Annotated in this window: 27 protein-coding genes and 1 tRNA gene; 16 read left to right on the top strand and 12 right to left on the bottom strand. The window is 65.1% G+C overall.

Translation table 11 applies throughout. From position 1 onward, the window contains the following. The first annotated feature begins 31 nt into the window (after window positions 1-31). The 11 genes from kdsA to ureG all read left to right on the top strand — a co-directional run bounded on the left by kdsA (window position 32) and on the right by ureG (window position 7,678). Window positions 32-865, top strand: coding sequence for a 3-deoxy-8-phosphooctulonate synthase (gene kdsA / locus KYE46_RS04645; RefSeq protein WP_219003804.1), 834 nt, complete (start codon window positions 32-34; stop codon window positions 863-865). Next, a complete protein-coding gene (locus KYE46_RS04640) occupies window positions 865-2,193 on the top strand; it encodes a mechanosensitive ion channel family protein (RefSeq protein ID WP_219003802.1) in 1,329 nt (442 codons plus the stop codon). Before kdsA ends, KYE46_RS04640 begins: the two co-directional genes overlap by 1 nt. Window positions 2,194-2,268: 75 nt before the next feature. Continuing rightward, window positions 2,269-2,343: transfer RNA gene (locus tag KYE46_RS04635), tRNA-Gln, on the top strand. Between the two features lie 277 nt (window positions 2,344-2,620). Continuing rightward, complete coding sequence (locus KYE46_RS04630) at window positions 2,621-3,421, top strand: urease accessory protein UreD (protein WP_247716914.1); 801 nt, start codon at window positions 2,621-2,623, stop codon at window positions 3,419-3,421. Window positions 3,422-3,424: 3 nt separating this feature from the next. Next, window positions 3,425-3,727, top strand: coding sequence for an urease subunit gamma (locus KYE46_RS04625; RefSeq protein WP_219003797.1), 303 nt, complete (start codon window positions 3,425-3,427; stop codon window positions 3,725-3,727). Window positions 3,728-3,746: 19 nt separating this feature from the next. Further along, window positions 3,747-3,917 carry a hypothetical protein gene (locus KYE46_RS04620; RefSeq protein ID WP_219003795.1) on the top strand — a complete coding sequence of 57 codons (171 nt, stop codon included), beginning with the start codon at window positions 3,747-3,749 and terminating at the stop codon, window positions 3,915-3,917. Next, window positions 3,914-4,219: an urease subunit beta gene (locus KYE46_RS04615; RefSeq protein ID WP_219003793.1), complete on the top strand. Its 306-nt coding sequence runs from the start codon at window positions 3,914-3,916 to the stop codon at window positions 4,217-4,219. The genes KYE46_RS04620 and KYE46_RS04615 overlap by 4 nt, the downstream gene beginning before the upstream one ends. Beyond that, entirely contained in the window at window positions 4,220-5,929 is a 1,710-nt protein-coding gene (gene ureC / locus KYE46_RS04610) for an urease subunit alpha (protein WP_219003790.1), read from the top strand. Between the two features lie 6 nt (window positions 5,930-5,935). Then, entirely contained in the window at window positions 5,936-6,409 is a 474-nt protein-coding gene (locus KYE46_RS04605) for an urease accessory protein UreE (RefSeq protein WP_219003788.1), read from the top strand. Next, window positions 6,399-7,046 (top strand): urease accessory protein UreF, encoded by a 648-nt coding sequence (locus KYE46_RS04600; protein WP_219003786.1) that lies wholly within the window; start codon window positions 6,399-6,401, stop codon window positions 7,044-7,046. The genes KYE46_RS04605 and KYE46_RS04600 overlap by 11 nt, the downstream gene beginning before the upstream one ends. Beyond that, entirely contained in the window at window positions 7,043-7,678 is a 636-nt protein-coding gene (gene ureG / locus KYE46_RS04595) for an urease accessory protein UreG (RefSeq protein WP_219003784.1), read from the top strand. The genes KYE46_RS04600 and ureG overlap by 4 nt, the downstream gene beginning before the upstream one ends. 20 nt (window positions 7,679-7,698) lie before the next feature. Here ureG and KYE46_RS04590 read toward each other — a convergent pair whose 3' ends face one another. Further along, window positions 7,699-8,604 (bottom strand): hypothetical protein, encoded by a 906-nt coding sequence (locus KYE46_RS04590; protein ID WP_247716913.1) that lies wholly within the window; start codon window positions 8,602-8,604, stop codon window positions 7,699-7,701. Beyond that, a complete protein-coding gene (locus KYE46_RS04585) occupies window positions 8,601-9,587 on the bottom strand; it encodes a 2-hydroxyacid dehydrogenase (RefSeq protein WP_219003782.1) in 987 nt (328 codons plus the stop codon). The genes KYE46_RS04590 and KYE46_RS04585 overlap by 4 nt, the downstream gene beginning before the upstream one ends. A 132-nt stretch (window positions 9,588-9,719) precedes the next feature. On the opposite strand from KYE46_RS04585, the gene KYE46_RS04580 reads away from it, so the two are divergent. Beyond that, window positions 9,720-10,247: an SH3 domain-containing protein gene (locus tag KYE46_RS04580; protein ID WP_219003780.1), complete on the top strand. Its 528-nt coding sequence runs from the start codon at window positions 9,720-9,722 to the stop codon at window positions 10,245-10,247. 34 nt (window positions 10,248-10,281) lie between these two features. Here KYE46_RS04580 and KYE46_RS04575 read toward each other — a convergent pair whose 3' ends face one another. From KYE46_RS04575 to KYE46_RS04545, 7 genes are all read right to left on the bottom strand, one after another. Continuing rightward, window positions 10,282-12,300, bottom strand: coding sequence for a M3 family metallopeptidase (locus tag KYE46_RS04575; protein ID WP_219003777.1), 2,019 nt, complete (start codon window positions 12,298-12,300; stop codon window positions 10,282-10,284). Window positions 12,301-12,351: 51 nt separating this feature from the next. Then, window positions 12,352-13,149: an amino acid ABC transporter permease gene (locus KYE46_RS04570; protein ID WP_219003776.1), complete on the bottom strand. Its 798-nt coding sequence runs from the start codon at window positions 13,147-13,149 to the stop codon at window positions 12,352-12,354. Between the two features lie 42 nt (window positions 13,150-13,191). Further along, on the bottom strand, window positions 13,192-13,980 hold the full coding sequence (locus KYE46_RS04565; protein WP_219003775.1) for a substrate-binding periplasmic protein: 789 nt from the start codon (window positions 13,978-13,980) through the stop codon (window positions 13,192-13,194). A gap of 72 nt (window positions 13,981-14,052) precedes the next feature. Further along, window positions 14,053-15,105 carry a HesA/MoeB/ThiF family protein gene (locus tag KYE46_RS04560; RefSeq protein WP_219003774.1) on the bottom strand — a complete coding sequence of 351 codons (1,053 nt, stop codon included), beginning with the start codon at window positions 15,103-15,105 and terminating at the stop codon, window positions 14,053-14,055. Beyond that, on the bottom strand, window positions 15,105-15,587 hold the full coding sequence (dut, locus tag KYE46_RS04555) for a dUTP diphosphatase (RefSeq protein WP_219003773.1): 483 nt from the start codon (window positions 15,585-15,587) through the stop codon (window positions 15,105-15,107). Before dut ends, KYE46_RS04560 begins: the two co-directional genes overlap by 1 nt. 19 nt (window positions 15,588-15,606) lie before the next feature. Continuing rightward, entirely contained in the window at window positions 15,607-16,821 is a 1,215-nt protein-coding gene (gene coaBC / locus KYE46_RS04550) for a bifunctional phosphopantothenoylcysteine decarboxylase/phosphopantothenate--cysteine ligase CoaBC (protein ID WP_219003772.1), read from the bottom strand. A 169-nt stretch (window positions 16,822-16,990) separates the two neighbouring features. Further along, window positions 16,991-17,872 carry an RNA polymerase factor sigma-32 gene (locus KYE46_RS04545; RefSeq protein ID WP_219003771.1) on the bottom strand — a complete coding sequence of 294 codons (882 nt, stop codon included), beginning with the start codon at window positions 17,870-17,872 and terminating at the stop codon, window positions 16,991-16,993. Window positions 17,873-17,974: 102 nt separating this feature from the next. Between KYE46_RS04545 and cobU the strand changes: the two genes are divergently transcribed. The 4 genes from cobU to KYE46_RS04525 all read left to right on the top strand — a co-directional run bounded on the left by cobU (window position 17,975) and on the right by KYE46_RS04525 (window position 21,458). After that, entirely contained in the window at window positions 17,975-18,526 is a 552-nt protein-coding gene (cobU, locus tag KYE46_RS04540) for a bifunctional adenosylcobinamide kinase/adenosylcobinamide-phosphate guanylyltransferase (protein ID WP_219003770.1), read from the top strand. Continuing rightward, window positions 18,523-19,104 (top strand): histidine phosphatase family protein, encoded by a 582-nt coding sequence (locus KYE46_RS04535; protein WP_219003769.1) that lies wholly within the window; start codon window positions 18,523-18,525, stop codon window positions 19,102-19,104. Before cobU ends, KYE46_RS04535 begins: the two co-directional genes overlap by 4 nt. Before the next feature lie 58 nt (window positions 19,105-19,162). After that, entirely contained in the window at window positions 19,163-19,849 is a 687-nt protein-coding gene (locus KYE46_RS04530) for a glutathione S-transferase (RefSeq protein ID WP_219003768.1), read from the top strand. Between the two features lie 67 nt (window positions 19,850-19,916). Next, entirely contained in the window at window positions 19,917-21,458 is a 1,542-nt protein-coding gene (locus KYE46_RS04525) for a YifB family Mg chelatase-like AAA ATPase (protein ID WP_219003767.1), read from the top strand. On the opposite strand, the gene gshB is transcribed toward KYE46_RS04525, so the two are convergent. From gshB to rsmI, 3 genes are all read right to left on the bottom strand, one after another. Beyond that, the gene (gene gshB / locus KYE46_RS04520) at window positions 21,455-22,399 is read right to left on the bottom strand and encodes a glutathione synthase (protein ID WP_219003765.1); all 945 of its coding nucleotides are present in this window, start codon (window positions 22,397-22,399) and stop codon (window positions 21,455-21,457) included. The two genes, KYE46_RS04525 and gshB, sit on opposite strands and share 4 nt — an antisense overlap. Window positions 22,400-22,465: 66 nt before the next feature. Next, window positions 22,466-22,819 (bottom strand): YraN family protein, encoded by a 354-nt coding sequence (locus tag KYE46_RS04515; protein WP_283095220.1) that lies wholly within the window; start codon window positions 22,817-22,819, stop codon window positions 22,466-22,468. After that, on the bottom strand, window positions 22,816-23,673 hold the full coding sequence (rsmI, locus tag KYE46_RS04510) for a 16S rRNA (cytidine(1402)-2'-O)-methyltransferase (protein WP_219003763.1): 858 nt from the start codon (window positions 23,671-23,673) through the stop codon (window positions 22,816-22,818). Before rsmI ends, KYE46_RS04515 begins: the two co-directional genes overlap by 4 nt. Between the last annotated feature and the right edge of the window lie 128 nt (window positions 23,674-23,801).

Below are 23,801 nucleotides of genomic sequence, written 5' to 3'. Positions count from 1 at the left end.
GCCCGGGGCCATGGCCCCGGGGGACCTGCAGATGAAAACGGTTGAGATTGGATCGCTGAGCGTCTCGAACGCCGCACCCTTGTTGGTGATCGCGGGGCCTTGCCAGCTCGAAAGCCTCGATCACGCCCGGATGATCGCAAGCCACATGGCCAAGGTCTGCGCCGATGCCGGCGCCCAGTTCGTCTTCAAGGGCAGCTATGACAAGGCCAACCGCACCTCGCTCAAAGGCAAGCGCGGGCTCGGGATGGAGGCAGGATTGCAGATCCTGGCCGATATCCGAGAGGAATTCGGCTGCCCGGTCCTGACCGACATCCACGCCCCCGATCAATGCGCCCCCGTGGCCGAGGCTGTCGATATCCTGCAGATCCCTGCCTTCCTGTGTCGCCAGACAGACCTGCTGCTTGCGGCGGGTGAAACCGGTGCCGCGATCAATATCAAGAAGGGGCAGTTTCTGGCGCCGTGGGACATGCAGAACGTCGCCGAAAAGGTTGCGAGCACCGGCAACGAGAGGCTCCTTTTGACGGAGCGTGGTGTCTCCTTCGGCTATAACGCGCTTGTGGCAGATATGCGCGCGCTGCCGGAGATGGCGAAGACAGGCTACCCGGTGGTGATGGACGCGACCCACGCCGTCGCGCAGCCGGGCGGACTGGGCGGCTCCTCCGGCGGGCAACGCGAGTTCGCGCCGGTACTTGCCCGCGCCGCCGTGGCGCTTGGCATCGGCGGGGTCTTCCTCGAGACCCACGAGGACCCGGACAACGCGCCCTCCGATGGTCCGAACATGATCCGGCTCGACGATATGGCCGAGGTCATCAACACCCTGATGGCCTTGGACGCCGTGGCCAAGGCAAACCCGGTACGCCTGTGATGCGCCGCCTCCTGCACCCCATTCTCGCCACGCTCCTCGCCATCGCGCTCGGCGGCCCGGTCGTGGCGCAGACCGACGGCGGCCAACCCGATGGCACCATCGCGGTGGAGAGCGACCGGGCGCAGGATTTCGCGGTCCGCGACCGGATCATGGCGATCCTCGGCCAACTCGAGGGCTATGACGACGTCCGCGCCACGGTGTCCAGCGGCATCGTGACCCTGCGCGGCACCGTGGTCGACGCCACCCGCATCACCGCCCTGAATGACCTTGTCGCGCGCGTCGAAGGGGTCGTCGCGATCGAGAACACCGTGTCCGAAAGCACGGACGTGGTGGAGCGCCTCAACCCCGCGGTCGAGCGGATGCAGGAGCGAATCGCGCAAACCATCGCCTTCTCGCCTCTGATCCTCGTCGCGTTGAGCGCCGGCGGATTGATCATCATCTTCGGGTTCTGGCTCGCGCGGCTCAAGTGGCCCTGGGACCGGATCGCCCCCAATGCCTTCATCGCCGATATCTACCGCCAGATCGTGCGGCTGGCCTTTGTCGTCATCGGCATCGTGCTGGCGCTCGATTTGCTGAACGCCACGGCGCTGCTCGGCACGATCCTCGGCGCTGCGGGGATCGTCGGCCTCGCCATCGGCTTCGCGGTGCGCGACACGGTAGAGAACTTCATCTCCTCCATCATGCTCTCGATCCGGCAACCGTTCCGGCCCAAGGATCTGGTCGAGATCGAGGGCGACCTCGGCCACGTGATCCGGCTCACCAGCCGCGCGACGATCCTGCTCAGCCCGGACGGCAACCACATCCGGATTCCCAACTCGACAGTCTTCAAGGCGAAGATCATCAATTACACGCGCAACGACGAGCGCCGCTTCACCTTTCTCGTCGGCATCGACCCCAACGCGGACATTTCCGAGGCGCAGCGAATCATCCTCGCGGCGCTTGGAGAGCTGCCGTTCCTGCTCGACGCCCCCGGCCCGGCCGTATGGGTCGAAGGGCTCGGTGCCTCGACCATCGACATCACCGCGGCGGGGTGGATCAGGCAGCACGAGACCGGGATCGGCATGGCCAAGGGCGAGGCGATCCGGGTCGTGAAGGCCCGTCTGGAAGAGGCCGGCATCGCCCTGCCAGAGCCCACCTATCGCCTGATCGGCGCGGAAGCCTCCGAGCTTGATACCAGCGCTCCGGCCAAGCCCACCGCCGCCCCGGCGCAGGTCGAGGTCCAGAATGTCGGCACCGACGAGGACGCCGCCTTGAAGGAGATCATCGAGGCCGAGCGCGAAGCCCTGCCCGACGATGACCTCCTCCGCCGTGAAGCCCCGCAGGAATAGCAAAATAACTACGCGGAAAAACGCAAACTGGGTCTTGATCCCTGCCCCGGTGCGTCGTATCCCCTCCGGCACAGTTGGGGTGTAGCCAAGCGGTAAGGCATCGGTTTTTGGTACCGTGTATCGTAGGTTCGAATCCTACCACCCCAGCCATTTTCCTTAAGTCCCTCAGCTTTGCCCCCACCCGGCCATGGCAACGCGCTCACGTGGTCTCTCGACTGCTCTGACACCTGCGCAAGTATCGCTGAAATGATGGGCACTCTTGGCGACCTCGCTCAAAAAGCGGTCACCCCTCCGCAAGATTGAGCCTTTCCGCGCCTCCCGCGATGCACTTTCGCCGTCTCCTGTGATGAACACGGGACCGAGAAATGAGCCTCGGGAGCCCGCGATCACCGTTCGTCCAGCCATAGATTTGCGAGACTGCTCCGGCGTGCAACCTCGGGCCATTGGTTCGGCGGCGCTGTCGGTCCGCGCTGGCATCACGGGACGGACGCAGATCGCGAACCTGCGTCAGGCGGGGGCTACGAAACTGGTCTTTCCAAGATCCTACGGGCGCGGCACCGAGGCCGTGATGGTGAACACGGCAGGCGGCGTGACGGGCGGCGATCGTTTCGATCTGGATGTCTGCGTCGAGGAAGATGCGGCGCTGACCCTTACCACGCAGGCAGCCGAGCGCGCCTATCAGGCTCAACCCGGTGAGGTCGGGCATATCTCGACGCGATTGACCGTCCGGAATGGCGCGTGCCTCAACTGGTTGCCGCAAGAGCTGATCCTCTTTGACCGCTGCAATCTGCGGCGTCGGTTGGAGATTTCTCTCGATACCGAAGCACGCCTGCTGATGGTCGAGCCTTTCGCCTTTGGTCGTACCGCCATGGGTGAAAGCTTGAGAGAGGTCGCCTTCCAAGACCGGATCAGGATCCTCCGCGCGGGGCGGCCTCTCTACCTTGATGGCATGGATTTGCACGGCGACGTGGCTGCGCACCTGCAGAAAGCCGCGACCGCGAATGGCGCCACGGCGATGGCGTCCGTGGTGATGGTCGCGCCCGACGTCAGCCGACACGTGCCGGACCTCAGGGCCATGTTGCCAGAGACCGCAGGGGTGAGCCCTTTGACCGAAGACGTGCTCGTCCTGCGCCTCCTCGCGCCTGACAGCTTGGGCCTTCGCCGCGTGTTGATCCCCGTGCTGGAGCGCCTTTCCGGGAACAATCTGCCGATGTCATGGAGACTTTGACCAATGCAACTCAGTCCACGCGAGAAGGACAAACTGCTGATCGCCATGGCCGCGGAGGTGGCGCGCAAACGGTTGGCGCGCGGCGTCAAGCTGAACCACCCCGAGGCCATCGCGCTGATCACCGACGCCGTTGTCGAAGGGGCACGCGATGGGCGGTCTGTCGCCGACATAATGGAGGCCGGGGGCCATGTCATCACCCGCGACCAATGCATGGAGGGCATCGCCGAGATGATCCACGACGTGCAGGTCGAAGCCACCTTTCCGGACGGCACCAAGCTGGTCACCGTCCACAATCCCATCCGCTGATCGCATCAAGGAAATTGCCATGAAACCCGTCCTGTCCGCCCTTGTCGTCCTCGCCTTCGCCAGTGCGGCCGCCGCTCACGGCACCGGTCATCTGCATCACCACTCCGGCGATCCTTACTATCTGCCGCTTCTCGGCGGTCTCTTCGTTATCGCGGCGGCGCTGGCTGTCGGTGTCCGGGGCCGCAAATGATCCCCGGAGAGGTATTGCCCGCCGAGGGGACCATCACCCTCAACGCCGGGGCCGAAGCGCTCACGCTGATCGTGGCCAACACCGGGGACCGGCCCGTGCAAGTGGGCAGCCATTACCACTTCGCCGAAACCAACCCGGCTCTGGCGTTTGACCGCGAGGCTGCGCGCGGCAGGCGGCTCGACATCGCGGCCGGAACGGCGGTGCGGTTCGAGCCGGGCCAGCGGCGCGAGGTCCAGCTGATCCCCATCGGGGGGCGCCGACACGTCTATGGTTTCAACGCGCAGATCATGGGAGCGCTGTAGATGCCGGTCGAAATTCCCCGCCCGCAATATGCTGCCATGTACGGCCCGACAACCGGCGACAGGCTGCGCCTCGCCGATACGGACCTGATCATCGAAGTCGAACGCGACCTGACGCGCTACGGGGAAGAGGTGAAGTTCGGCGGCGGCAAGGTGATCCGCGACGGCATGGGGCAGAGCCAGACCACCCGCGCGCAGGGTGCCGTGGATACCGTGATCACCAATGCGCTGATCGTGGATCATTCCGGCATTTACAAGGCCGATGTGGCGCTCAAGGACGGGCTGATCCACGCGATCGGCAAGGCGGGCAATCCGGACACGCAGAGCGGCGTGGATATCGTCGTCGGCCCCGGCACCGAAGTCATCGCAGGTGAGGGGCGCATCCTTACGGCGGGCGGCATGGACAGCCACATCCATTTCATCTGCCCGCAGCAGATGGAGGACTCGCTGCATTCTGGCGTCACCACCTGTTTCGGCGGCGGAACGGGCCCGGCCCACGGAACGCTGGCGACGACCTGCACGCCGGGACCGTGGCACATCGGCCGGATGCTGCAATCTTTCGACGGCATCACGATGAATATCGGCCTCTCGGGCAAGGGCAACGCCAGCCGACCCGAGGCGCTGGTCGAGATGGTGCAAGGCGGCGCCTGCGCCCTGAAGCTGCACGAGGATTGGGGGACCACGCCTGCCGCGATCGACTGCTGCCTGTCGGTCGCGAACGATATGGACGTTCAGGTGATGATCCACACCGACACCCTGAACGAGAGCGGCTTCGTGGAGCATACCGTGGGCGCCATGAAGGGCCGCACCATCCACGCCTTCCACACCGAGGGCGCGGGCGGAGGCCATGCGCCGGACATCATCAAGATCTGCGGTGATGCGAACGTATTGCCCTCCTCCACCAACCCGACGCGGCCCTTCACCGCCAACACGCTGGAGGAACACCTCGACATGCTGATGGTGTGCCACCACCTCGACAAGTCGATCCCCGAGGATATCGCCTTCGCCGAGAGCCGCATCCGGCGCGAGACCATCGCCGCCGAGGACATTCTCCACGATCTCGGTGCCTTCTCGATCATCGCCTCCGACAGTCAGGCCATGGGCCGGGTGGGCGAGGTGCTGATCCGCACCTGGCAGACCGCCGACAAGATGAAGAAGCAGCGCGGCGCCCTGCCCGAGGAAACCGGCGACAACGACAATATGCGCGTGCGGCGCTACATTGCGAAATACACGATCAACCCGGCGATTGCCCAAGGGGTCAGCCACGTGTTGGGCGATATCAGCGTCGGCAAACGCGCCGATCTGGTGTTGTGGGACCCGGCGTTTTTCGGTGTTAAGCCCGAGATGGTCCTGATGGGCGGATGCATCGTGGTGGCACAGATGGGCGATCCCAACGCCTCCATCCCGACGCCGCAACCCGTCTACACAAGACGGATGTTCGGCGCCTTTGGCTCCGCGCGCCAGCATACTTCCGTCAGCTTCATCTCGCAGGCAGCGCAGGCCAATGGTCTGCGCGAGACGCTCGGACTGGCCAAGCAAACCCTCGCGGTCAGGAACACGCGCGCCATCGGCAAGGCCGACATGATTCTGAACGACGCGCTGCCTGAGATCGAGGTGCATCCCGAAACCTACGAGGTCCGTGCCGATGGGCAACTTCTCACCTGCCAACCCGCTGACGTCCTGCCGATGGCGCAGCGCTACTTCCTGTTCTGAGGCCCCATGACAACACTCCCCATCGCACAGACGCTTTACCGCAACGGCACATGGTCCGGGCCCGCCGAGCGTTGCGAGCTTGACTACGACGCGCGCTTTCTCCGCCGCAAACGGCTCAGCACCGCGCGGGGGAAACCCTTCCTCGTGGACCTGCCGCAGACGACATCCCTCGACCAAGGCGACGCGCTGAAGCTGGAGGACGATACGCTGGTGGAGATCACTGCCGCGCAAGAGGCGCTTTACCGTGTCACCGGCCCCGATCTAGTCCGCCTCGCGTGGCACGTTGGCAACCGCCACACGCCCTGCCAGATCGGTGCCGATCACCTGTTGATCCAAGCCGATCCGGTGATCGGGCACATGCTGGAACACCTTGGCGCGGCAGTCACGCCGGTCACGGCGCCGTTCACACCCGAGGGGGGCGCCTATGGCCACGGCCGCACGCATTCCCACGAACATGTCGCGACGGCCCATGACCATTGAAGGCAACATCCTGACGCTCGCCCAATGGCTGTCTCCGGGTTTTCCTGTGGGTGCCTTCGCCTATTCCCACGGGCTGGAGACGGCGATCACGGACGGCACGATCGCGACTGCCGACGACCTGCAAGGCTGGCTGGAGGACATCCTGCGCCACGGAACAGGCCGCAACGATTGCATCCTGCTCCGTGCGGCGCATGGGAGCCGATCCGAGAGCGAGCTGGAGAACATCGGCGCGGCCGCGCTGGCCTTTGCCGGCTCTGCCGAGCGCGTGTTGGAGACATCGCTGCAAGGTGCTGCATTTGGCAGGACGACCGCAGCGATCTGGGGCGGCGACGGGGTAGACCTCCCCTACCCTGTCGCCGTCGGAACAGCCGCCGCGCGGCTCGAGATCGACGCGGGCACGACAGCCGCGATGTACCTGCAGGCTTTCGTGGCCAACCTCGTCTCGGCGGCCGTCCGCGCCGTGCCGCTTGGACAGACCGAGGGGCAAGGCGTTCTGGCCGCCCTCTCTCCCCTGTGCCTTCAGATCGCAACCGAGACGGCCTCGACCACCCTCGACCACCTGCAGAGCACCGCCTTCCTCTCCGACATCGCCGCCATGCGCCACGAGGCGCTTCAGCCAAGGATCTTCCGCTCATGACGACACTCAACGGCCCTCTTCGGATCGGCATCGGTGGCCCTGTGGGGGCCGGGAAAACGACCTTCACCGCCGCCCTCGCGCGGGCGCTGCATCCGCAGCTTTCCATCGGGGTGATCACGAATGACATCTACACGCAGGAAGACGCCGAAGCGCTGATGCGGATGCAGATCCTGCCGCAGGACCGCATCATCGGCGTCGAAACGGGGGGCTGCCCCCACACGGCGATCCGGGAGGACGCCTCGATCAACCTTGCCGCCATCGCCGAGATGGAGAAGCGGCACAGCGACCTGCAGGTCGTGATGATCGAGAGCGGCGGAGACAACCTTTCGGCCACCTTCAGTCCGGAGCTCGCGGATCTGACCGTCTATGTGATCGACGTCGCCGCCGGCGAGGAAATTCCGCGCAAGGGCGGACCCGCGATCACCAAGTCGGACCTTCTGGTGATCAACAAGATCGACCTCGCCCCCCATGTCGGTGCCTCCCTCGACGTGATGGAACGCGATTGCCGCAAGGTCCGGGGCGCGCGGCCCTACGTGTTCTGCTCTCTGCGTCACGGGCGCGGCGTTGCAGAGGTTCTGCAGAAGATCACCGAGTTGGGCGGCCTTCAGGTTGAGCCGGAACTAGCGCAGTAGGCTCTCCGCCCGATCCGCAGTCACGCGATGCTTTTGCGCAGCACGGCCATCACGGACCACATGAGAAGGATCGGCAGGACTAGCGTGCGCAGGATGAAGATGCCGATAATCGTCAGGGTTGCCGTGAACAGCGCATCGGCCTGCTGCGTGAAGACGCCTGCCGCCGCGACGTAGCTCTGCACCGAAGCGGTGGCATCGTTGAGCGTGCCAAGCAGCCCCGAGAAGAAGCCGCTGTCTTCGGGAGCGTCTGCGAGCATTTCAGCCTCGGCGGTGCCGATCAGAACCTGCGCCTCGCCTGCCACCGCATTCAATCGCCCGACCGCGTCGTTCCATTGCACCATCGTCGCGCGCTCTCCAAGCCAGACGCCTCCGGCAAAGACGAGGGGCAGGATCAGGCCCAGCGCCGCGCCGAGGCGCACGGCCCGCAAGCTTGCAGCCGCGACCGAGGCGCTCGGAGCGTAACCCGCGCCGGCCAACCCGATCAGCCCGGCGCCCAGAACGACAAGGCCGATTGCTGCCACCGGCTCCAATCCCACGGTCACCATGGCGGCGCCAGCGGCCACGGCAAAGACCACGTCAGCGACCCTCTCGACGGTGTCATCCACGGGTTCCAGCACCTTCAGGGGTTGGAAACTGGCCTGCGCACCGATGGAGGCACCGATCTCCACCTCCTGCGCGGCGGAGAGGGCGGCATTGATCGCGCGCAGCGAGACATAGACGCTTGCGGAGACCACGGCGATATCCTGCGCCGCGACCTCGGCTGGCGGCAGGGCGGGGTTCACGCTGCCGCCGCGCGTGAGGTCCAGAAGACCGACCGCCAGCGCCACGGCCCCAAGGATCGCAAAGGCAATGGACCGCCACGCAGACCGGCTGCCCGCAGTCTTCGAGGGCGGTGCAGGCCGAACGAAGTCGCGCGGTTCGGTCACAGCATGCTCGGCACAACCAGGTCGGGCGGCCGGTGTCCGTCAGCGAAGGTCTTGATGTTGATCAGCACCTTCTCCCCCATCTCGGCGCGGCCCTCGCGGGTGGCGCTGCCCATATGCGGCAGCAGCACGACGTTGGACAACTCGCGCAGGCGGGGGTTCACCTCGCGGCCCTTCTCGAAGACGTCGAGACCCGCACCGGCGATCTCGCCCGAGCGCAGCATCCGTGTCAGGGCGTTCTCGTCGATGACTTCCCCGCGCGAGGTGTTCACGATCACCGCTTCAGGCTTCATCAGCTTCAGACGGCGCGCATTCATCAGGTGAAAGGTGCTCGGCGTATGGGGGCAGTTGACGCTGATCACGTCCATCCGTGCGATCATCTGGTCGAGGCTTTCCCAATAGGTCGCCTCGAGCGCAGTCTCGATATCTTCGTGGAGCCTGCGACGGTTGTGGTAATGCACCTGCATCCCGAAAGCGGCGGCGCGGCGGGCGACCGCCTGCCCGATCCGACCCATCCCGAGGATGCCAAGACGCTTGCCGCCGACACGCCCGCCCATGAAGGCTGTAGGCGCCCATCCGGCCCAGTTGCCTTCCTGCATCACGGCCATACCTTCGGGAACCCGGCGCAGCACGCCGAGGATCAGCGCCATCGTCATATCGGCGGTGTCATCGGTCATCACGCCCGGCGTGTTCGAGACCAGAATGCCCCGCTGCCGTGCGGTCGAGACATCCACGTGATCGATCCCCGCGCCATAGTTGGCAATCAGCTTCAGCCGGTCTCCAGCCTGTCCCAACATGCCGCCGTCGATCTTGTCGGCGATGCAAGGCACCAGCACATCGGCGCGGCGCATCGCGTCGACCAGTTCATCGCGGCTCATCGGGCGATCCTCCTCGCGCAGCTCCACGTCGAACAGCTCGCTCATCCGGGTTTCCACCGCTTCGGGCAACCGTCGCGTAACGACAACACTTAATCGCTGAGATGGCATGGGTTGGCTCCGTCTTGTGGATTTTCGTCTGCTCACGTGACACTCTCTTATCGTCACCCGAGGCGCAAGATCGCGGGGACATCAGAGGACATTCGGGGCCGGACACACGCCCCATGAATCGAGGCAGCCCCCATGCGGATCTTATTGATCGGCCTATTCTCCCTTTTCGCCCTGTTTTCTGTTCACAGCCTGACCGTGTCTGCTCAATCCGAGGACGCAGCCCCGGCACGGGCCGTCGGCCCGGTGACAGGCTATCCCTTGCCGCGCTACGTCACCATGCGCGCGACCGAGGGCAATGCCCGGCGCGGGCCGTCGCGAAGCCACCGAATCGACTGGGTTTTCACCCGTCGCAACATGCCGATGATGATCGTTGCCGAGCATGGCCATTGGCGCCGCGTAGTAGACCGCGATGGCGCCGGCGGCTGGATGCATTATTCGTTGCTGTCCGGTGAGCGCGCCGCGATCGTCGAGACCGACATGCTCCCGCTCTATGCGCGCCCTGATCCCTCCTCCCCGGTCCGCGCCCATGCCGAGATTGGCGTCACCGGACGGCTGGAGGAATGCGTGCCCGGTTGGTGCATGATGGAGGTCGGCGGCTATCAGGGTTGGGTCGATGCCAACGCCATCTGGGGTGTCGAGCAGGGCGAGACCTTCGACTGACCTCGCCCGCGCCAACGCATAGGTTGGCCGCGTCCTAGGCGACCTTGTCCAGCCCGCGTCCCTTCAGCAGCGCCTCCACGCCCGGCATCCGGCCACGGAACGCCTTGTAAAGCGTGTCTGCCTCCTTGCTGCCACCGGCGGAGAGGATGTTTTCCTCCAGAGACTTGGCAAGCGCCGGGTCAAAGGGCCCGCCCGCCTCCTCGAAGGCGGCGAAGGCATCGGCGTCCATGACCTCGGACCACATGTAGCTGTAGTAGCCACTGGAATAGCCGTCGCCCGAGAAGACATGGGCGAACTGCGGCGTGCGGTGGCGCATCTCGATGGCGTGGGGCATCCCGATCGCCTCCAACGTCTCGGTCTGGGATTGCATCGGGTCAGCCGGGGCTGCGCCGTCGTGGAAGTTGAGGTCGACCAGCGCCGAGGCGACATATTCCACCGTGGCAAAACCCATGTCGTAGGTCTGCGCCGCCAAGAGCCGCTCCAACAGCGCCTTGGGCATCGGCTCGCCCGTCTCCACGTGGACGGCGAACCGCTCCAAAACTTCCGGCACTTCCAGCCAGTGCTCATAAAGCTGGCTCGGCAGTTCCACGAAATCCCGCGCCACGGAGGTGCCGGAAATCGAGCCGTAGGTCACGTCGCTCAGCATCTGGTGCAGGGCGTGGCCAAACTCGTGGAACAGGGTGCGGGCGTCGTCATAGGAAAGCAGCGCCGGGTCGCCCTTGGCGAAGTTGCAGACGTTCACCACGATGGGCCGCGTCTCGCCGCCGAGCTTCTTCTGCGACCGCATGGCCGAGCACCACGCGCCGGAGCGTTTGGAACCGCGCGCGAAGTAATCGCCGATGAAGACCGCCATGTGCCGCCCGTCACGCGTCACTTCCCAAGCGCGGGCATCCGCGTGGTAGAGCGGGATGTCGAGGGGCTTGAATGACAGGCCGAACAGACGGTGCGCGCAGTCGAAGGCCGCCGCGATCATCGCGTCGAGCGAGAGGTAGGGCTTGAGCTCCGCCTCATCCAGATCATGCTCGGCCCGGCGCCGCTTCTCGGAATAATAGCGCCAATCCCAAGGCTCCAGCGGACCGTTGACGCCGTCCTCGGCCATCATCGCCTCGAGCTTTTCGGCGTCCGCCTCTGCCTGCGCTTTCGCGGGCTCCCAGACAGCCATCAGGAGGTCGCGCACCTTGTCCGCGGAGCCGGCCATCTCCGTCTCCAGCTTGAAGGCCGCGAAATCCTTGTAGCCCAGAAGCTTCGCCCGCTCCTCGCGCAGCGCCAGCGTCTCGGCAGCGATCCCGAGGTTGTCTGTCTCGCCGCCATTGGCGCCGCGCGCGGCCCAGGCCCGGTAAGCCTTCTCGCGCAGGTCACGCCGGGGAGAGAATTGCAGAAACGGCACGATCAGCGAGCGCGAGAGGGTGACGACAGGACCGTCTGCGCCCTTCTCCTCCCCCGCCGCGCGTGCCGCGCTGACGACGAAATCCGGCAGGCCTCCAAGATCATCCTCGCCCAGGTCCATGTGCCAGGAACGCTCGTCCGCCAGAAGGTTCTGCGTGAACTCGGTCCCGAGCACGGCGAGCCGCGATTTGATCTCGGTCAGCCGCGCCGCGTCCTCCCCCTGCAAAGCCGCGCCGGCCCGCACGAAAGAGCGATGCGTGAGCTCCAGCACCCGAGCCTGTTCGTCGGTCAGCGACAGCGCATCACGGCGGCGCCACAGGTCATCGATCCGCGCAAAAAGCTGCACGTTGTTGGTGATCTCGGAGGCGTAAGCCGCGAATTTCGGGGCGTATTCCCGTTGCAGCGCTTCCCGCGCGGGCGTCGCGTCGGCGCCTGCAAGGTTGAAGAACACGCCCGCGACGCGGTCCAGCGTCTCGTCCGCCAATTCCAGCGCGTTGATGGTATTGGCGAAGGTCGGCGCCTCTGCCTGCTCGGCAATCGCTTTCACCCGGGCGCGCCCCTCTTCGAGGGCGACCTCCAGCGCGGGACCGAAATCTTCATCTGAAATCTGTGCGAACGGCGGCATCCCGAACGGCGTGTCCCAGGTTTCCAGCAGGGCATTTTTCATCATTGTCTCCTTTTCCCAACACATAGGCGAGATCAGGACGGCCAACACCCCCTAGCTGCGATGTTGTTTCCGCAATCGCCGCTCCAGACGCCGCAGCAGGAGAGACAGGGTCACGGTGATCGTGAGGTAGACCAGTGCCACGACGTTATAGGTCTCGAAATAGCGGAAGTTGGAGGCCGCCGTGACCTTGCCCAACTGCGTCACGTCCAGAACGCCAAGGACAGAGACGAGCGAGCTGTCCTTCACCATTGCTACGAAGTCATTGCCCAAGGGCGGCAGGATCGTGCGGATCGCTTGCGGGAAGACGATGTGGCGAAACCGATGCCATCGGTTCAACCCAAGCGCATTCGCAGCCTCGATCTGCCCCGGATCGACCGACTGCAACCCGGCGCGGAAGACCTCGGCGATGAAGGCGGAATAGCCGATCGCCAACGCGATGACGGCGCGCCAGAGCAGAGGGAAATCGCGCGTGCGCATCGGCTCCAGCCCCACCCCGTCGGCGGCCCAGTTGTAGGCCGCAACGATCCCCGGCGCGAAGACGAAAGCCACGTAGAGCAAAAGCACGATGATCGGCACGCCGCGCACGACCTCGATGTAGAGCCGTGCTGCCTGACGCAATAGCAGGTGCCGCGACAGGCTCATCAGCGCCAAGCCCAATCCCGCGAGGCTGGCGATGGCAAAGCCCACCAGCGTCACGATCACGGTGATCACGATGCCCCGCTTCAACGTCGTGAGCACCTGCCAGTAGATGTCGCTCGTCCACAGCTGCCATAGCGCAAAGAGGCCGAAGGCCGCCAACGCGACCAGCCACCACGGGAAATCATCATCTTGGGGGGAAGGAGACAGCATCAAGACCGACGCGCCGGGCAGCCCCGGCGCGCCGAATAACCTCTATTGGCCAAGGGCGTAGTCGACGAACCAACGCTGGTCCAACTCTTCCAGCGTACCATCCTCGCGCATGCTTTCGATGCCGGCGTTGATCGCGGCGGTCAATTCGCTGTCGTTGGGGAAGATGAAGCCGAATTCCTCGGTGCCGAGCGGCTCTCCGATCATCTGCAGCTGGTCGGGATTGGCGCTCACATAGCCCTGCCCCCCAGCGCTATCGGCCAGCACCATGTCCACGTCACCGACCATCAGCGCCTGAATGGCGGCCGGGATCGTCTCCAGCAGCACCAGCCGCGGGTTGGCCTCGTCTCCATCGAGCACGTCGTAGACGCCCACGTAGAACGGCGTCGTACCGGCCTGCGTGCCGATCAGCAGATCCTCATCCGCGGCAAAGCTTTCGGCGTCGGTGAACCGCGTCTCATCCGCGGCCACGAGCATCCGCATTTGGCTGACCATGTAGGGCACCGAGAAGTCGACCAGTTCGTCGCGGTCCTCGCGGATCGTGATTCCGGTCATGCCCATGTCGTACTGACCTTCCGAGATCGCCGGGATCATCGCGTCCCACGAGATGTTCTCGATCACCGGGGTGAAGTTCAGACGCTCGGCCAGGATGTTGAGCGCGTCGTATTCCCATCCGATCGGAAGGCCCGAGACCGGATCGACGAATTGCAGCGGCGGATAGGCGTTTTCCGTGACAACGACGACTTCCTGACCGCCCAGATCAGGCAGATGCCCGTCAGCGGCGGCGGTGAGGGGCATCATTGCGGCCAAGGCGGCGGCGATAAAACGAGTCATGTCGGTCTCCCTGATGTTTGCGCCAGTATGGCGCGCCTGCGCCTGCCGTCCAGCCCCTCGACGGCGGGCAGGTCAGCGCGCGCCGCAGACCGCGCAATCGTCCCTGCGTTCCAGCGTGATGACCCGCACCTCGGCGTAGAGCGCATCGTAGATCAGCATGCGGCCCCGCAGCCCTTGTCCGGCACCGGTGATCTCCTTGATCACCTCCAACGCCATCATCGAGCCGATAAGCCCCGGCAATGCCCCGACAACTCCCGCTTCCGCGCAGGTAGCACTCAAACCGGGCGCAGGCGCATCGGGGAACACGCAGGCCATGCAGGGCGCGCCCATGGCCGGGTCATAAAGCGTCACCTGCCCTTCCCAGGCCGAGATCGCCCCGGCCAAGAGGGGGCGCTTCGCCACCACCGCGGCTCGGTTCACCATCTCGCGCACGGCGAAACTGTCGGTGCCATCGACGATCAGATCGTACTCGCTGAAAAGCTCCGGCGCGATCTCGTCGGTCAGGGCACGGTTGTAGGCACGCACTTCGACATGAGGGTTCAGCTCCTTCATCGCGATCTCGGCCGAGAACACTTTCGCCATATCACTGCGGGCATCGGTGTGGATCACCTGCCGCTGCAGGTTCGAGAGGCTCACCGTGTCGTCGTCGATCACCCCGATGCGCCCGACGCCCGCGGCCGCAAGGTAAAGCAACACCGGAGAGCCAAGGCCCCCGGCGCCCACCACCAGCACGCGAGCCTTTTTCAACGCCAACTGCCCAGCGCCGCCGATATCCGGCAGGGTGATGTGGCGCGCGTAGCGTTCCAACTCCACATCCGAGAACGGCCCGGCTGGCGCCTCGGCCACCTCATCGCGCGCGGCCTCGATCCCCTCGGCGCGTCCCCTCAGCCGAACCAGAAGCGCCCGGTAGCCAAGCACCAGCGCGGCCGCTGCGCCAAGCAGCAACCAAAGCGCCACCGATCCGCCGGTCAGCTCGCGCAGCGGGTGCCCTTCCGGCAGCAACAACTGCACCGCGATCACAACCCCGTACAACACCGCCAGCATTCGAAGCCGCACGGCCAACGGCGATTTCATCAGATGCCCGATCCCCCACAGGACCGCCGCAAGAAACAGGACAAAAGCCATCAGTCGGTCCCTGTCGAGCCGAAGCCCCCGCCACCGCGCTGCGTCACGCTCAAGGTCTCGACCTCCGCGAAGCCTGCTTGCACCACCGGCGCTACGACCGCCTGCGCAATCCGCGCGCCATGGGCGATCTCGAAGGGCTCACTGCCCAGGTTAATAAGGATCACGCCCAGCGGCCCGCGGTAGTCGGCATCGATCGTACCCGGTGCGTTGACCAAGGTAATGCCATGTTTCAGCGCCAATCCCGAGCGGGGCCGGATCTGCATCTCGTACCCGTCGGCAATCGCCACCCGCAGACCTGTCGGCACCAAAGCCCGCTCGCCGGGCTGCAACACGATGCCGGCCCGCGTTTCGAAATTCGCCCGCAGATCGGCTCCCGCCGCGCCCGAGGTCGCGTAGTCCGGCAGCGCCACGCTCCTGTCCGCCCACGCCTCGCGCACCACCTCGACGATCACGCGCGCCGCTCCTGCTTCATCTTGGCCCATACAACTCAATCCAACGGTCTCAACGCGCGCCGACCGTTTCCGCGATGCGCGCGGCAAGCAGCCGGGCGACCTCCTGCTTCGACATCCGCGGCCAGACCTCCGCGACATTCTCCTCGATCAGGACAATCGCGTTCTCCGCGCCGCCCATGATACCGGTGTCGGCCGAGACATCATTGGCCACGATCCAGTCACATCCCTTGCGCTCGCGTTTGGCCGTGGCATTGGCCACTACGTCGTCCGTCTCCGCGGCAAAGCCGATCACGAGGCCGGGCCGGCCCTCTGTCATCTGCGCCACGCCCGCGAGGATGTCGGGGTTTTCCCCGAACTCCAGCGCCGGCACCTTGCCAGAGCCATCCTTCTTCATCTTCGACCCGCTCGCATTGGTGACATGCCAATCCGCGACCGCCGCCGCGAAGACGGCCACATCTGCGGGAGCATCTGCGGCATTCGCCTTTTCCACCGCCTCCCGCATCTCTTGCGCGGTCTTGACCCGGACCACGTCGACGCCCGCGGGCGGCGGCACCTCGGCCGGGCCGGTCACGAAGGTCACGCGGGCGCCAAGGTCGCGCAAGGCGGCCGCCATGGCTGTGCCCTGCGCGCCGGAGGAGCGGTTGGCGATATAGCGGACCGGATCAATCGGTTCATGGGTCGGGCCGGAGGTCACGATCGCATGGCGTCCCTTCAACGGGCCTTCGGCGAAAGCCTCCGCCACCGCCTCGATGATCTCGGGCACTTCGGCCATGCGGCCCGGTCCGAACTCGCCGCAGGCCATCGCACCCTCGTCCGGGCCGACGACCAGAACGCCGTCCCCCTGCAATACCGAGAGGTTTCTCTGGGTCGCGGGATGCTCCCACATGCGGACATTCATCGACGGCGCAATCAGGACGCGCTTGTCGGTCGCCATGAGCAGCGTCGAGGCAAGGTCATTCGCCAGACCCGACGCCATCTTCGCCATCAAATCCGCCGTCGCGGGCGCCACCACAACCAGATCGGCGGCGCGCGAAAGCTCGATATGGCCCATCTCGGCCTCATCGGTCAGATCGAACAGGTCGCGGTAGACCTTCTGCGCGGCCAGCGCCGAGACCGAGAGAGGGGTCACGAATTCCTCCGCCGCACGGGTCAGGACCGGCACGACCTCTGCGCCCTGCTCGCGCATGCGCCGGATCAGGTCGAGCGCCTTGAAGGCCGCGATGCCGCCGCCGATGATCAGTAATACCCGCTTGCCTGTCAGCATCTCAGACCGCTCCCCGTCTTCCCCGTGCAACGGTAGGCCCGCCGCGCGCCTGCTTCAATCGCAAACCATCACCCATGGAAAGCGTCCGTGTCCCGAACGGCTCCCCTCCAAGCAAAAATGCCCCCGACCGGTGACGGCGAGGGCATGCTACGATCAATAGAAGCTCACCTTACGCGGCAAGGAACGAGCGGACTTCCTTGGACTGCGCGTCCAGCGTCTTGCGCATCTTGCCAAAGGCGGCGGCCTCCAGCTGACGGACACGCTCTTTCGAAAGGCCCAACTCGGTGCCGAGGCTTTCCAGCGTGCGCGGCGCCTCGCGCAGCTTGCGTTCACGGACGATGAAGCGCTCGCGCTCGTTCAGGGCGTTCATGGACGAAATCAGCCACTCGCGCAGGCAGGCCATGTCGTGGGAATGCTCGACGATATGCTCGGCCTGTTCGCCGTCATCTTCTAGCGTATCGATCCATTCGCGCCCTTCATCCTCGGTCGACTGCGTTGCATTCAACGAGAAATCGGAGCCGGCAAGCCGTCCCTCCATCATCTCGACGTCATGCAGCGGCACGCCCACTTCGCTGGCAATCATCTGCAGCAGCTGGTGTTTGTCGAGCGTCTCGCCCTTCTTCTGGGCCTCGCGTTCCAGCCGCGCCTGCACGCGGCGCATGTTGAAAAACAGGCTCTTCTGCGAAGAAGTTGATCCCGTCCGCACCATCGACCAGTTGCGCATCACGTGATCCTGAATGCTCGCCTTGATCCACCAGACGGCATAGGTCGAGAACCGCACGCCGCGATCGGGGTCGAACTTGTCGGCGGCTTTCATCAGGCCAAGGCCCGCTTCCTGGATCAGGTCATTCATCGGGGCGCCGTAGCGTTTGAACTTGGCGGCCATGGAGATCGCAAGCCGCATATAGGCCGTCACGAGGCGGTGCAGACTGTCTTCACATCGCTCATCACGCCAAGCATATGCCAGCCTCAACTCCGTCTCGGCATCCAGCATCTCTGCCTTCATTGCCCGACGCGAAATGTTGAATTCTCCACTTCGATCATTCGCCATAACGGCCCCCTGACTTACCACCTGGATCAGACGCGTGTTTACCGCGGCTACATATATGCTACGCAGAGTTCCGTCGTTTGGTTCAAATTTAGGGAAATAAAATTGCGCCTTCCTCCGATCAGCCTCATCCTCGGGGGCGCCTCCAGCGGCAAATCTGCCTTTGCAGAAAAGATGGTTCGTCAATGTGGCTTGGCTAAAGTCTACATTGCCACCGCCGAGGCCCATGACGGTGAGATGAGCACGAAGGTTGCCAGGCACCGTGCAGCCCGTGCAGGCCAAGGCTGGCGCACGGTCGAGGCGCCGCACGAGACGGCAAAGGCCCTCACCCATATCGAGTCCGGTGAGGTTGCACTTGTCGATTGCGTGACCTTCTGGCTGACCAACCTGATGATCGACGAGGGCGATTGGGACGAGGAGTTGGAGATCCTGATCGACGTCATGGTGCAGATGCGCGCGCCGGTCGTGCTGGTCAGCAATGACGTGTCAGGCGGTGTCGTGCCAGAAAACGCTCTGGCCCGCGCCTTTCAACGGGCCCAGGGCGAAGTCAACCAGAGGCTGGCGGCGCAGGCCGATCTGGTGGTCTATGTCACCGCCGGGCTGCCGACCGTCCTCAAGGGGGAACCGCAGCTCGATGATGTGGATGAGCCCTGGTGAGCCCGCGGCGCCTGTTCCTGATCCGGCACGGCCCGACCCACGAAACCGCGTTCACTGGATGGCGTGACGTGCCGGCGGACCTCTCGGACACGGCCGCCATCGCGCGCATGGACGCCCACCTTCCGGCGCACGCTTGCGTCGTCTCCTCCGACCTGATTCGCTGCGTTGCAACCGCCGACGCGATCTCGGGGGGACGCACACGTCTGCCCCATGACCCCGCCTTGCGAGAATTCGACTTCGGCGCGTGGGACGGTTTGGGGTTCGAGGCGGTAAGCGCCCGGGACCCGGTGCTGAGCCGCCGTTTCTGGGACGAGCCGGGCGACGTGGCGGCCCCGGACGGGGAAAGCTGGAATGCTGTCGCAACGCGCGTCGGCGCGGCGATCGAGGGACATTTGGCCTCGCATGCGGGCGACCTCGTCGTGGTGGCTCATTTCGGCGCGATCCTGTGCCAGATCGGTCGCCTCACCGGGCGCACCCCTCAACAGATGCTGGCGCAGAAGATCGATCCTCTCTCGGTGTCCGAATTGCACCTGCACGACGGCGCATGGTCGCTGGCTTCCGTCAATCAGCGCCCTTGATCCCCCGGATCATCGTCTTTCGATTGACCGGCCCTGCCCCACGGCTCTAACTGCTTGCATGGCTTATGAACTTCTCATCGGACAGCAGTCCTATTCCAGTTGGTCCTTGCGCGGCTGGCTGTCTTTCGCCCCGTTCGACATCCCCGTCACGCTTCGCAAGGTGGAGATCTACGGCGACAGCTTCTTTCAGGACGTCGCGGCCTTTGGCGGCCATCGCACGGTGCCCGCCGCGCGGACACCCGACGGCGGCCTGTTGACCGACAGCCTCGCGATTGCCTGGCATATCGCGGAGACCTTCGCGGACCGAGACGTGCTGCCCTCCGACCCCATTTTGCGCGCCGAGGCGATGTCGATCATCTCTGAGATGCACGACGGCTTCACGGCGATCCGAGGGGCCTGCCAGGTGAACCTGCGCACGGCGTGGGCCGGGTTCGAGCCTTCTGCGGCCGTGCTCGCCGATGTGGCCCGCTTCGAGGAAATCCTCGACCGCGCGATGACACGGTCGGGCGGACCGTTCCTCTACGGCGCCTTTACCCTCGCGGATGCGTTCTACGCGCCGCTCGCCACGCGCCTGCTGACCTATTGCCTGCCGATGTCAGGCACCGCCAGCGCCTACGCCGAGGCGATCGTCACGCATCCCTCTTTCGTGGAGTGGCGCGAGGCCGGGATGAAGGAAACCCGGGAAATCGCGCGATACGACAAGGCGCCCCTCAAACGCATCCCGTTTCCGACCTTCACCGAGTGACGCGCGCCTTAACCAAATACGGCTCGCGTTAACCAATCGCTAACCTCGCTGCGGCAAGGTTTGCGGCATGTTCGAGTCCCCAAGCGCCGAAGCTCTCGCCCTGACCCATACCGTGGCCTTCGAAGGCCTCGAGGCACGGCGGGTCGAGGTACAATGCGCCGTGACGGCGGGCCTGCCCGGTTTCGCTATCGTGGGCCTTCCGGACAAGGCCGTGTCCGAGGCGCGGGAACGGGTCCGCACCGCGCTCCACGCCATGGCCATCGCCCTGCCCTCGCGCCGGATCACGGTGAACCTGTCCCCGGCTGACATCCCGAAGGAGGGCTCTCACTTCGACCTGCCCATCGCGCTCGCGCTTCTGGCCGCATTGGGGATTCTGCCCAAGGAGCGGGTCGAGGGCGCGTTATCATTGGGGGAGCTTTCGCTGAACGGTCGCCTCGTGCCGGTGCTCGGTGCCTTGCCCGCCGCCTTGGCCGCGGGCGAGGATCACCGGATCATGCTCTGCCCCGAGGGCTGCGGCGCAGAGGCTGCATGGGTCGGCGCGACGCCCGTTTTTGCGGCTGCTTCATTAGGCGATCTGATTGCCCACCTCACCGACCGCGCCCCCCTGGAGCCAGCCGAGCCGGGCGAGGTACTTGCCGAGGCCGGCACGAAATGCCTGTCCGAGGTGCGCGGGCAGGAGCGCGCCAAGCGCGCCCTCGAAATCGCCGCGGCGGGGCGTCACCACTTGCTGATGGTCGGCGCGCCGGGGTCCGGCAAATCGATGCTGGCGGCGCGCTTGCCGGGCATCCTGCCGCCGCTCTCCGCACCCGAGGCGCTGGAAACCTCGATGATCCACTCGCTTTCCGGCCTGCTCGATGAAGGCGGCATCTCGCGCACACGTCCGTTTCGCTCGCCGCATCACACCGCCTCCATGCCCGCAATCGTGGGCGGCGGGCGCGGCGCGAAACCCGGCGAGATCAGCCTCGCGCACAACGGCGTGCTGTTTCTCGACGAGTTCCCGGAATACCCCCGTGCGGTGCTGGAGACGCTGCGCCAGCCGATTGAGACCGGCGATGTCGTCGTTGCGCGGGCCAACGCCCATGTAACCTACCCATGCCGCTTCCTTCTGATCGCCGCGGCGAACCCGTGTCGCTGCGGAAATCTCTACGATGCGAACGAGGCCTGCAGCCGCGCGCCGATCTGTGGGCAGGATTACATGGGGAAGATTTCCGGCCCACTGATGGACCGGTTCGACCTCCGCCTCGAGGTGCCGCCGGTGGCCTTCGCCGACCTCGACCTGCCAGCCTCCGGCGAAACCAGCGCTGCTATTGCGATACGCGTCGCCAAGGCGCGCGAGGTGCAGGCCGCGCGGTTCGCAATCCTTGGCGCGCAGGCCCGGGTCAACGCCGATGCCGAAGGCGCGTTGCTGGATCAGATCGCCACCCCGGACGCCGAGGGAAAAGCGATGCTTCTGCAAGCGGCCGACAAATTCAAGCTGACCGCGCGGGGCTACCACCGGGTTTTACGACTGGCGCGCACGATCGCGGATCTGGACGCGGCAGAGACCGTCGGTCTGCCGCATATCGCCGAAGCCATCGGCTATCGCCTGATTGCCGCGAAAGAGGGCTAGCCCGCTTCAGCGAGGCGCTTGTCGATGGCGTCCCAGATCTTTCCAGCGATGTTCACGCCGTCAAAACGCTCCAACTCCTGGATGCCGGTGGGCGAGGTTACGTTGATTTCCGTCAGCCAGTTGCCGATCACGTCGATGCCCACAAAGACCTGCCCCATCTCCTTCAACCGGGGGCCGATGATGGCGCAAATCTCTTTCTCCCGCTCAGTCAGGGCGGTCGCTTCGGGCCGCCCCCCCACGTGCATGTTGGAGCGGACTTCGCCCTTGGCAGGCACCCGGTTGATGCCACCCACGGGCTCTCCATCCACAAGGATCACGCGCTTGTCGCCGGCCGACACGTCCGGCAGGAATTTCTGCATGATGAGCGGCTCGCGATTGATGCCGACGAACAGCTCATGGAGCGAGTTGAGGTTGCGATCCTCGCGGGTCAGGCGAAACACGCCGGCCCCGCCGTTGCCGTAGAGCGGCTTTAGGATCACATCTCCATGGTCTTCCTTGAAGGCTTTCAGCATTTCGAGGTCCCGGGCGACCATCGTCGGCGGTGTCAGGTCGGGATAATCCAGCACCAGCAGCTTCTCGGGCGAATTGCGTACCCAAAACGGATCATTCACGATGAGGGTCTTTCCCCGCAGGCGATCGAGCAGGTGGGTCGTCGTGATATATCCCATGTCGAAGGGCGGATCCTGGCGCAGCCAGATGACATCAACCTCCGCCAGATCCACGATCTCGGGCGCATCGGCGGCAACGTGGTTGCCCTTCACTCGCTGCAGGGTGACGCGGCGGGCGCGGGCGCAGACCTTGTCCTCGCGATAAAAGAGATCGTCCGGAGTATAGACCAGCAAGTCATGGCCCCGTGCCTGCGCCTCTTCCGCCAAACGGAACGTGCTGTCCGCGTTGATATCCACGTCTTCGATTGGATCCATTTGAAACGCGATCAACATGTCTGCCCCTCCGGTTCTGGCCTGTCCCTTTATGTGACGTGGCGCGACGGCAGGCGCAATGGCCGATCAGGCCGAAAGGGCGTTGACGATCACGTCAAACCGGCCCTGCCCGTCGATCAAGGCGACGTCAAAGCGCATCGGGGTAGCCGAGCCCAAGGGAAAGGTGCCGAGACAATCTTCGGCGCTGCGCAGCAGGCGATCGATCTGGCGCTTGGTCAGGGCTTCCGCCGCGCGCGCATGGGTGCTGGAACACTTGACCTCGACGAAGATCACCTCGCCATCCTTCTCCATCACAAGGTCAATTTCCCCGGCCGGGCCGCGCCAGCGGCGGGCGACGAGCCTGTGGCCGTGATCGAGATAGACCCGCAGGGCGTGGTCTTCGGCAGCCTTGCCCTTGAGATAGGAGGTCTTCCCCCTCAGTCGCCGTTTTTCAGCTGCAATCCCAGTTGGTAGACGTCCCGCTTGGACATCCCCAATTCCTCCGCCACGCGGGCAGAGGCCGCCTTCAACGGCAGGTCTTCCATCGCCGCCGTGAGCGCCGCTTCCACGTCCTGAAACGACGGTGCCCGGGCCACGGCGCGGCCGATAACCACCACGATCTCGCCCTTCAGCGTGCGTTCCGACAGAAGGTCGCGGACCTGCCCACAGGTTCCGCGCAGCACCTCCTCGAAGCGTTTGGTCAATTCCCGGCATACGGCCACCTCACGGTCATCTCCCAAAGCCTCGCACAATTCACCTAACATTCGGTGAATGCGTTTCGGGCTTTCGTAGGCGATCACCGTGGCTCCGGCAGCATCGAGCCCTTTCATCCATTTCGCCCGCGCGCCGGTCTGGCTCGGCGCGAATCCGGCGAAAAGGAACCGGTCCGATGCAAGTCCTGATACCGTCAGGGCGGCAAGGGCCGCTGAAGGACCGGGTGCGGAGAACACGTTGAAGCCCGCGTCGATCGCCGCGCGACCCAGTTGATAACCAGGATCCGCCACCAAGGGCGTTCCGGCTTCAGAGACGTAGGCGACGGAGAGGCCTTTCTCCAACACGCCCAGAACCCTCGGCCGGGCCTCGGCGCCGTTGTGATCGTGGTACGGGATCATCGGGCGGTTGTTGACCGGAATTCCGTGGATTTCCATGAGCTTGCGTGCGGTGCGGGTATCCTCGGCCGCGATTACGTCCGCCGCACCGAGGATATCCAGCGCGCGCAGCGTGATGTCTCGGGCAGAGCCGATCGGCGTGGCGACGAAATGCAGGCCCGGCGCTACAGAGACAGGGCGGCTCATGGGCGTCGGTCCGCTTGGAATGGACGAACTGGCAATCCGCCCATTGCTTTGAACAGGCAATCCGGTCCATTAGCCAATTCGTGGGCCGATTGGCTCGGGGTGGTGCGTTTACTTGAACTCTTGTTCGC

This window comes from Gymnodinialimonas ceratoperidinii (genome assembly GCF_019297855.1).
Lineage (GTDB): Bacteria > Pseudomonadota > Alphaproteobacteria > Rhodobacterales > Rhodobacteraceae > Gymnodinialimonas > Gymnodinialimonas ceratoperidinii.
This window is presented reverse-complemented; position numbering and strand designations above follow the sequence as displayed.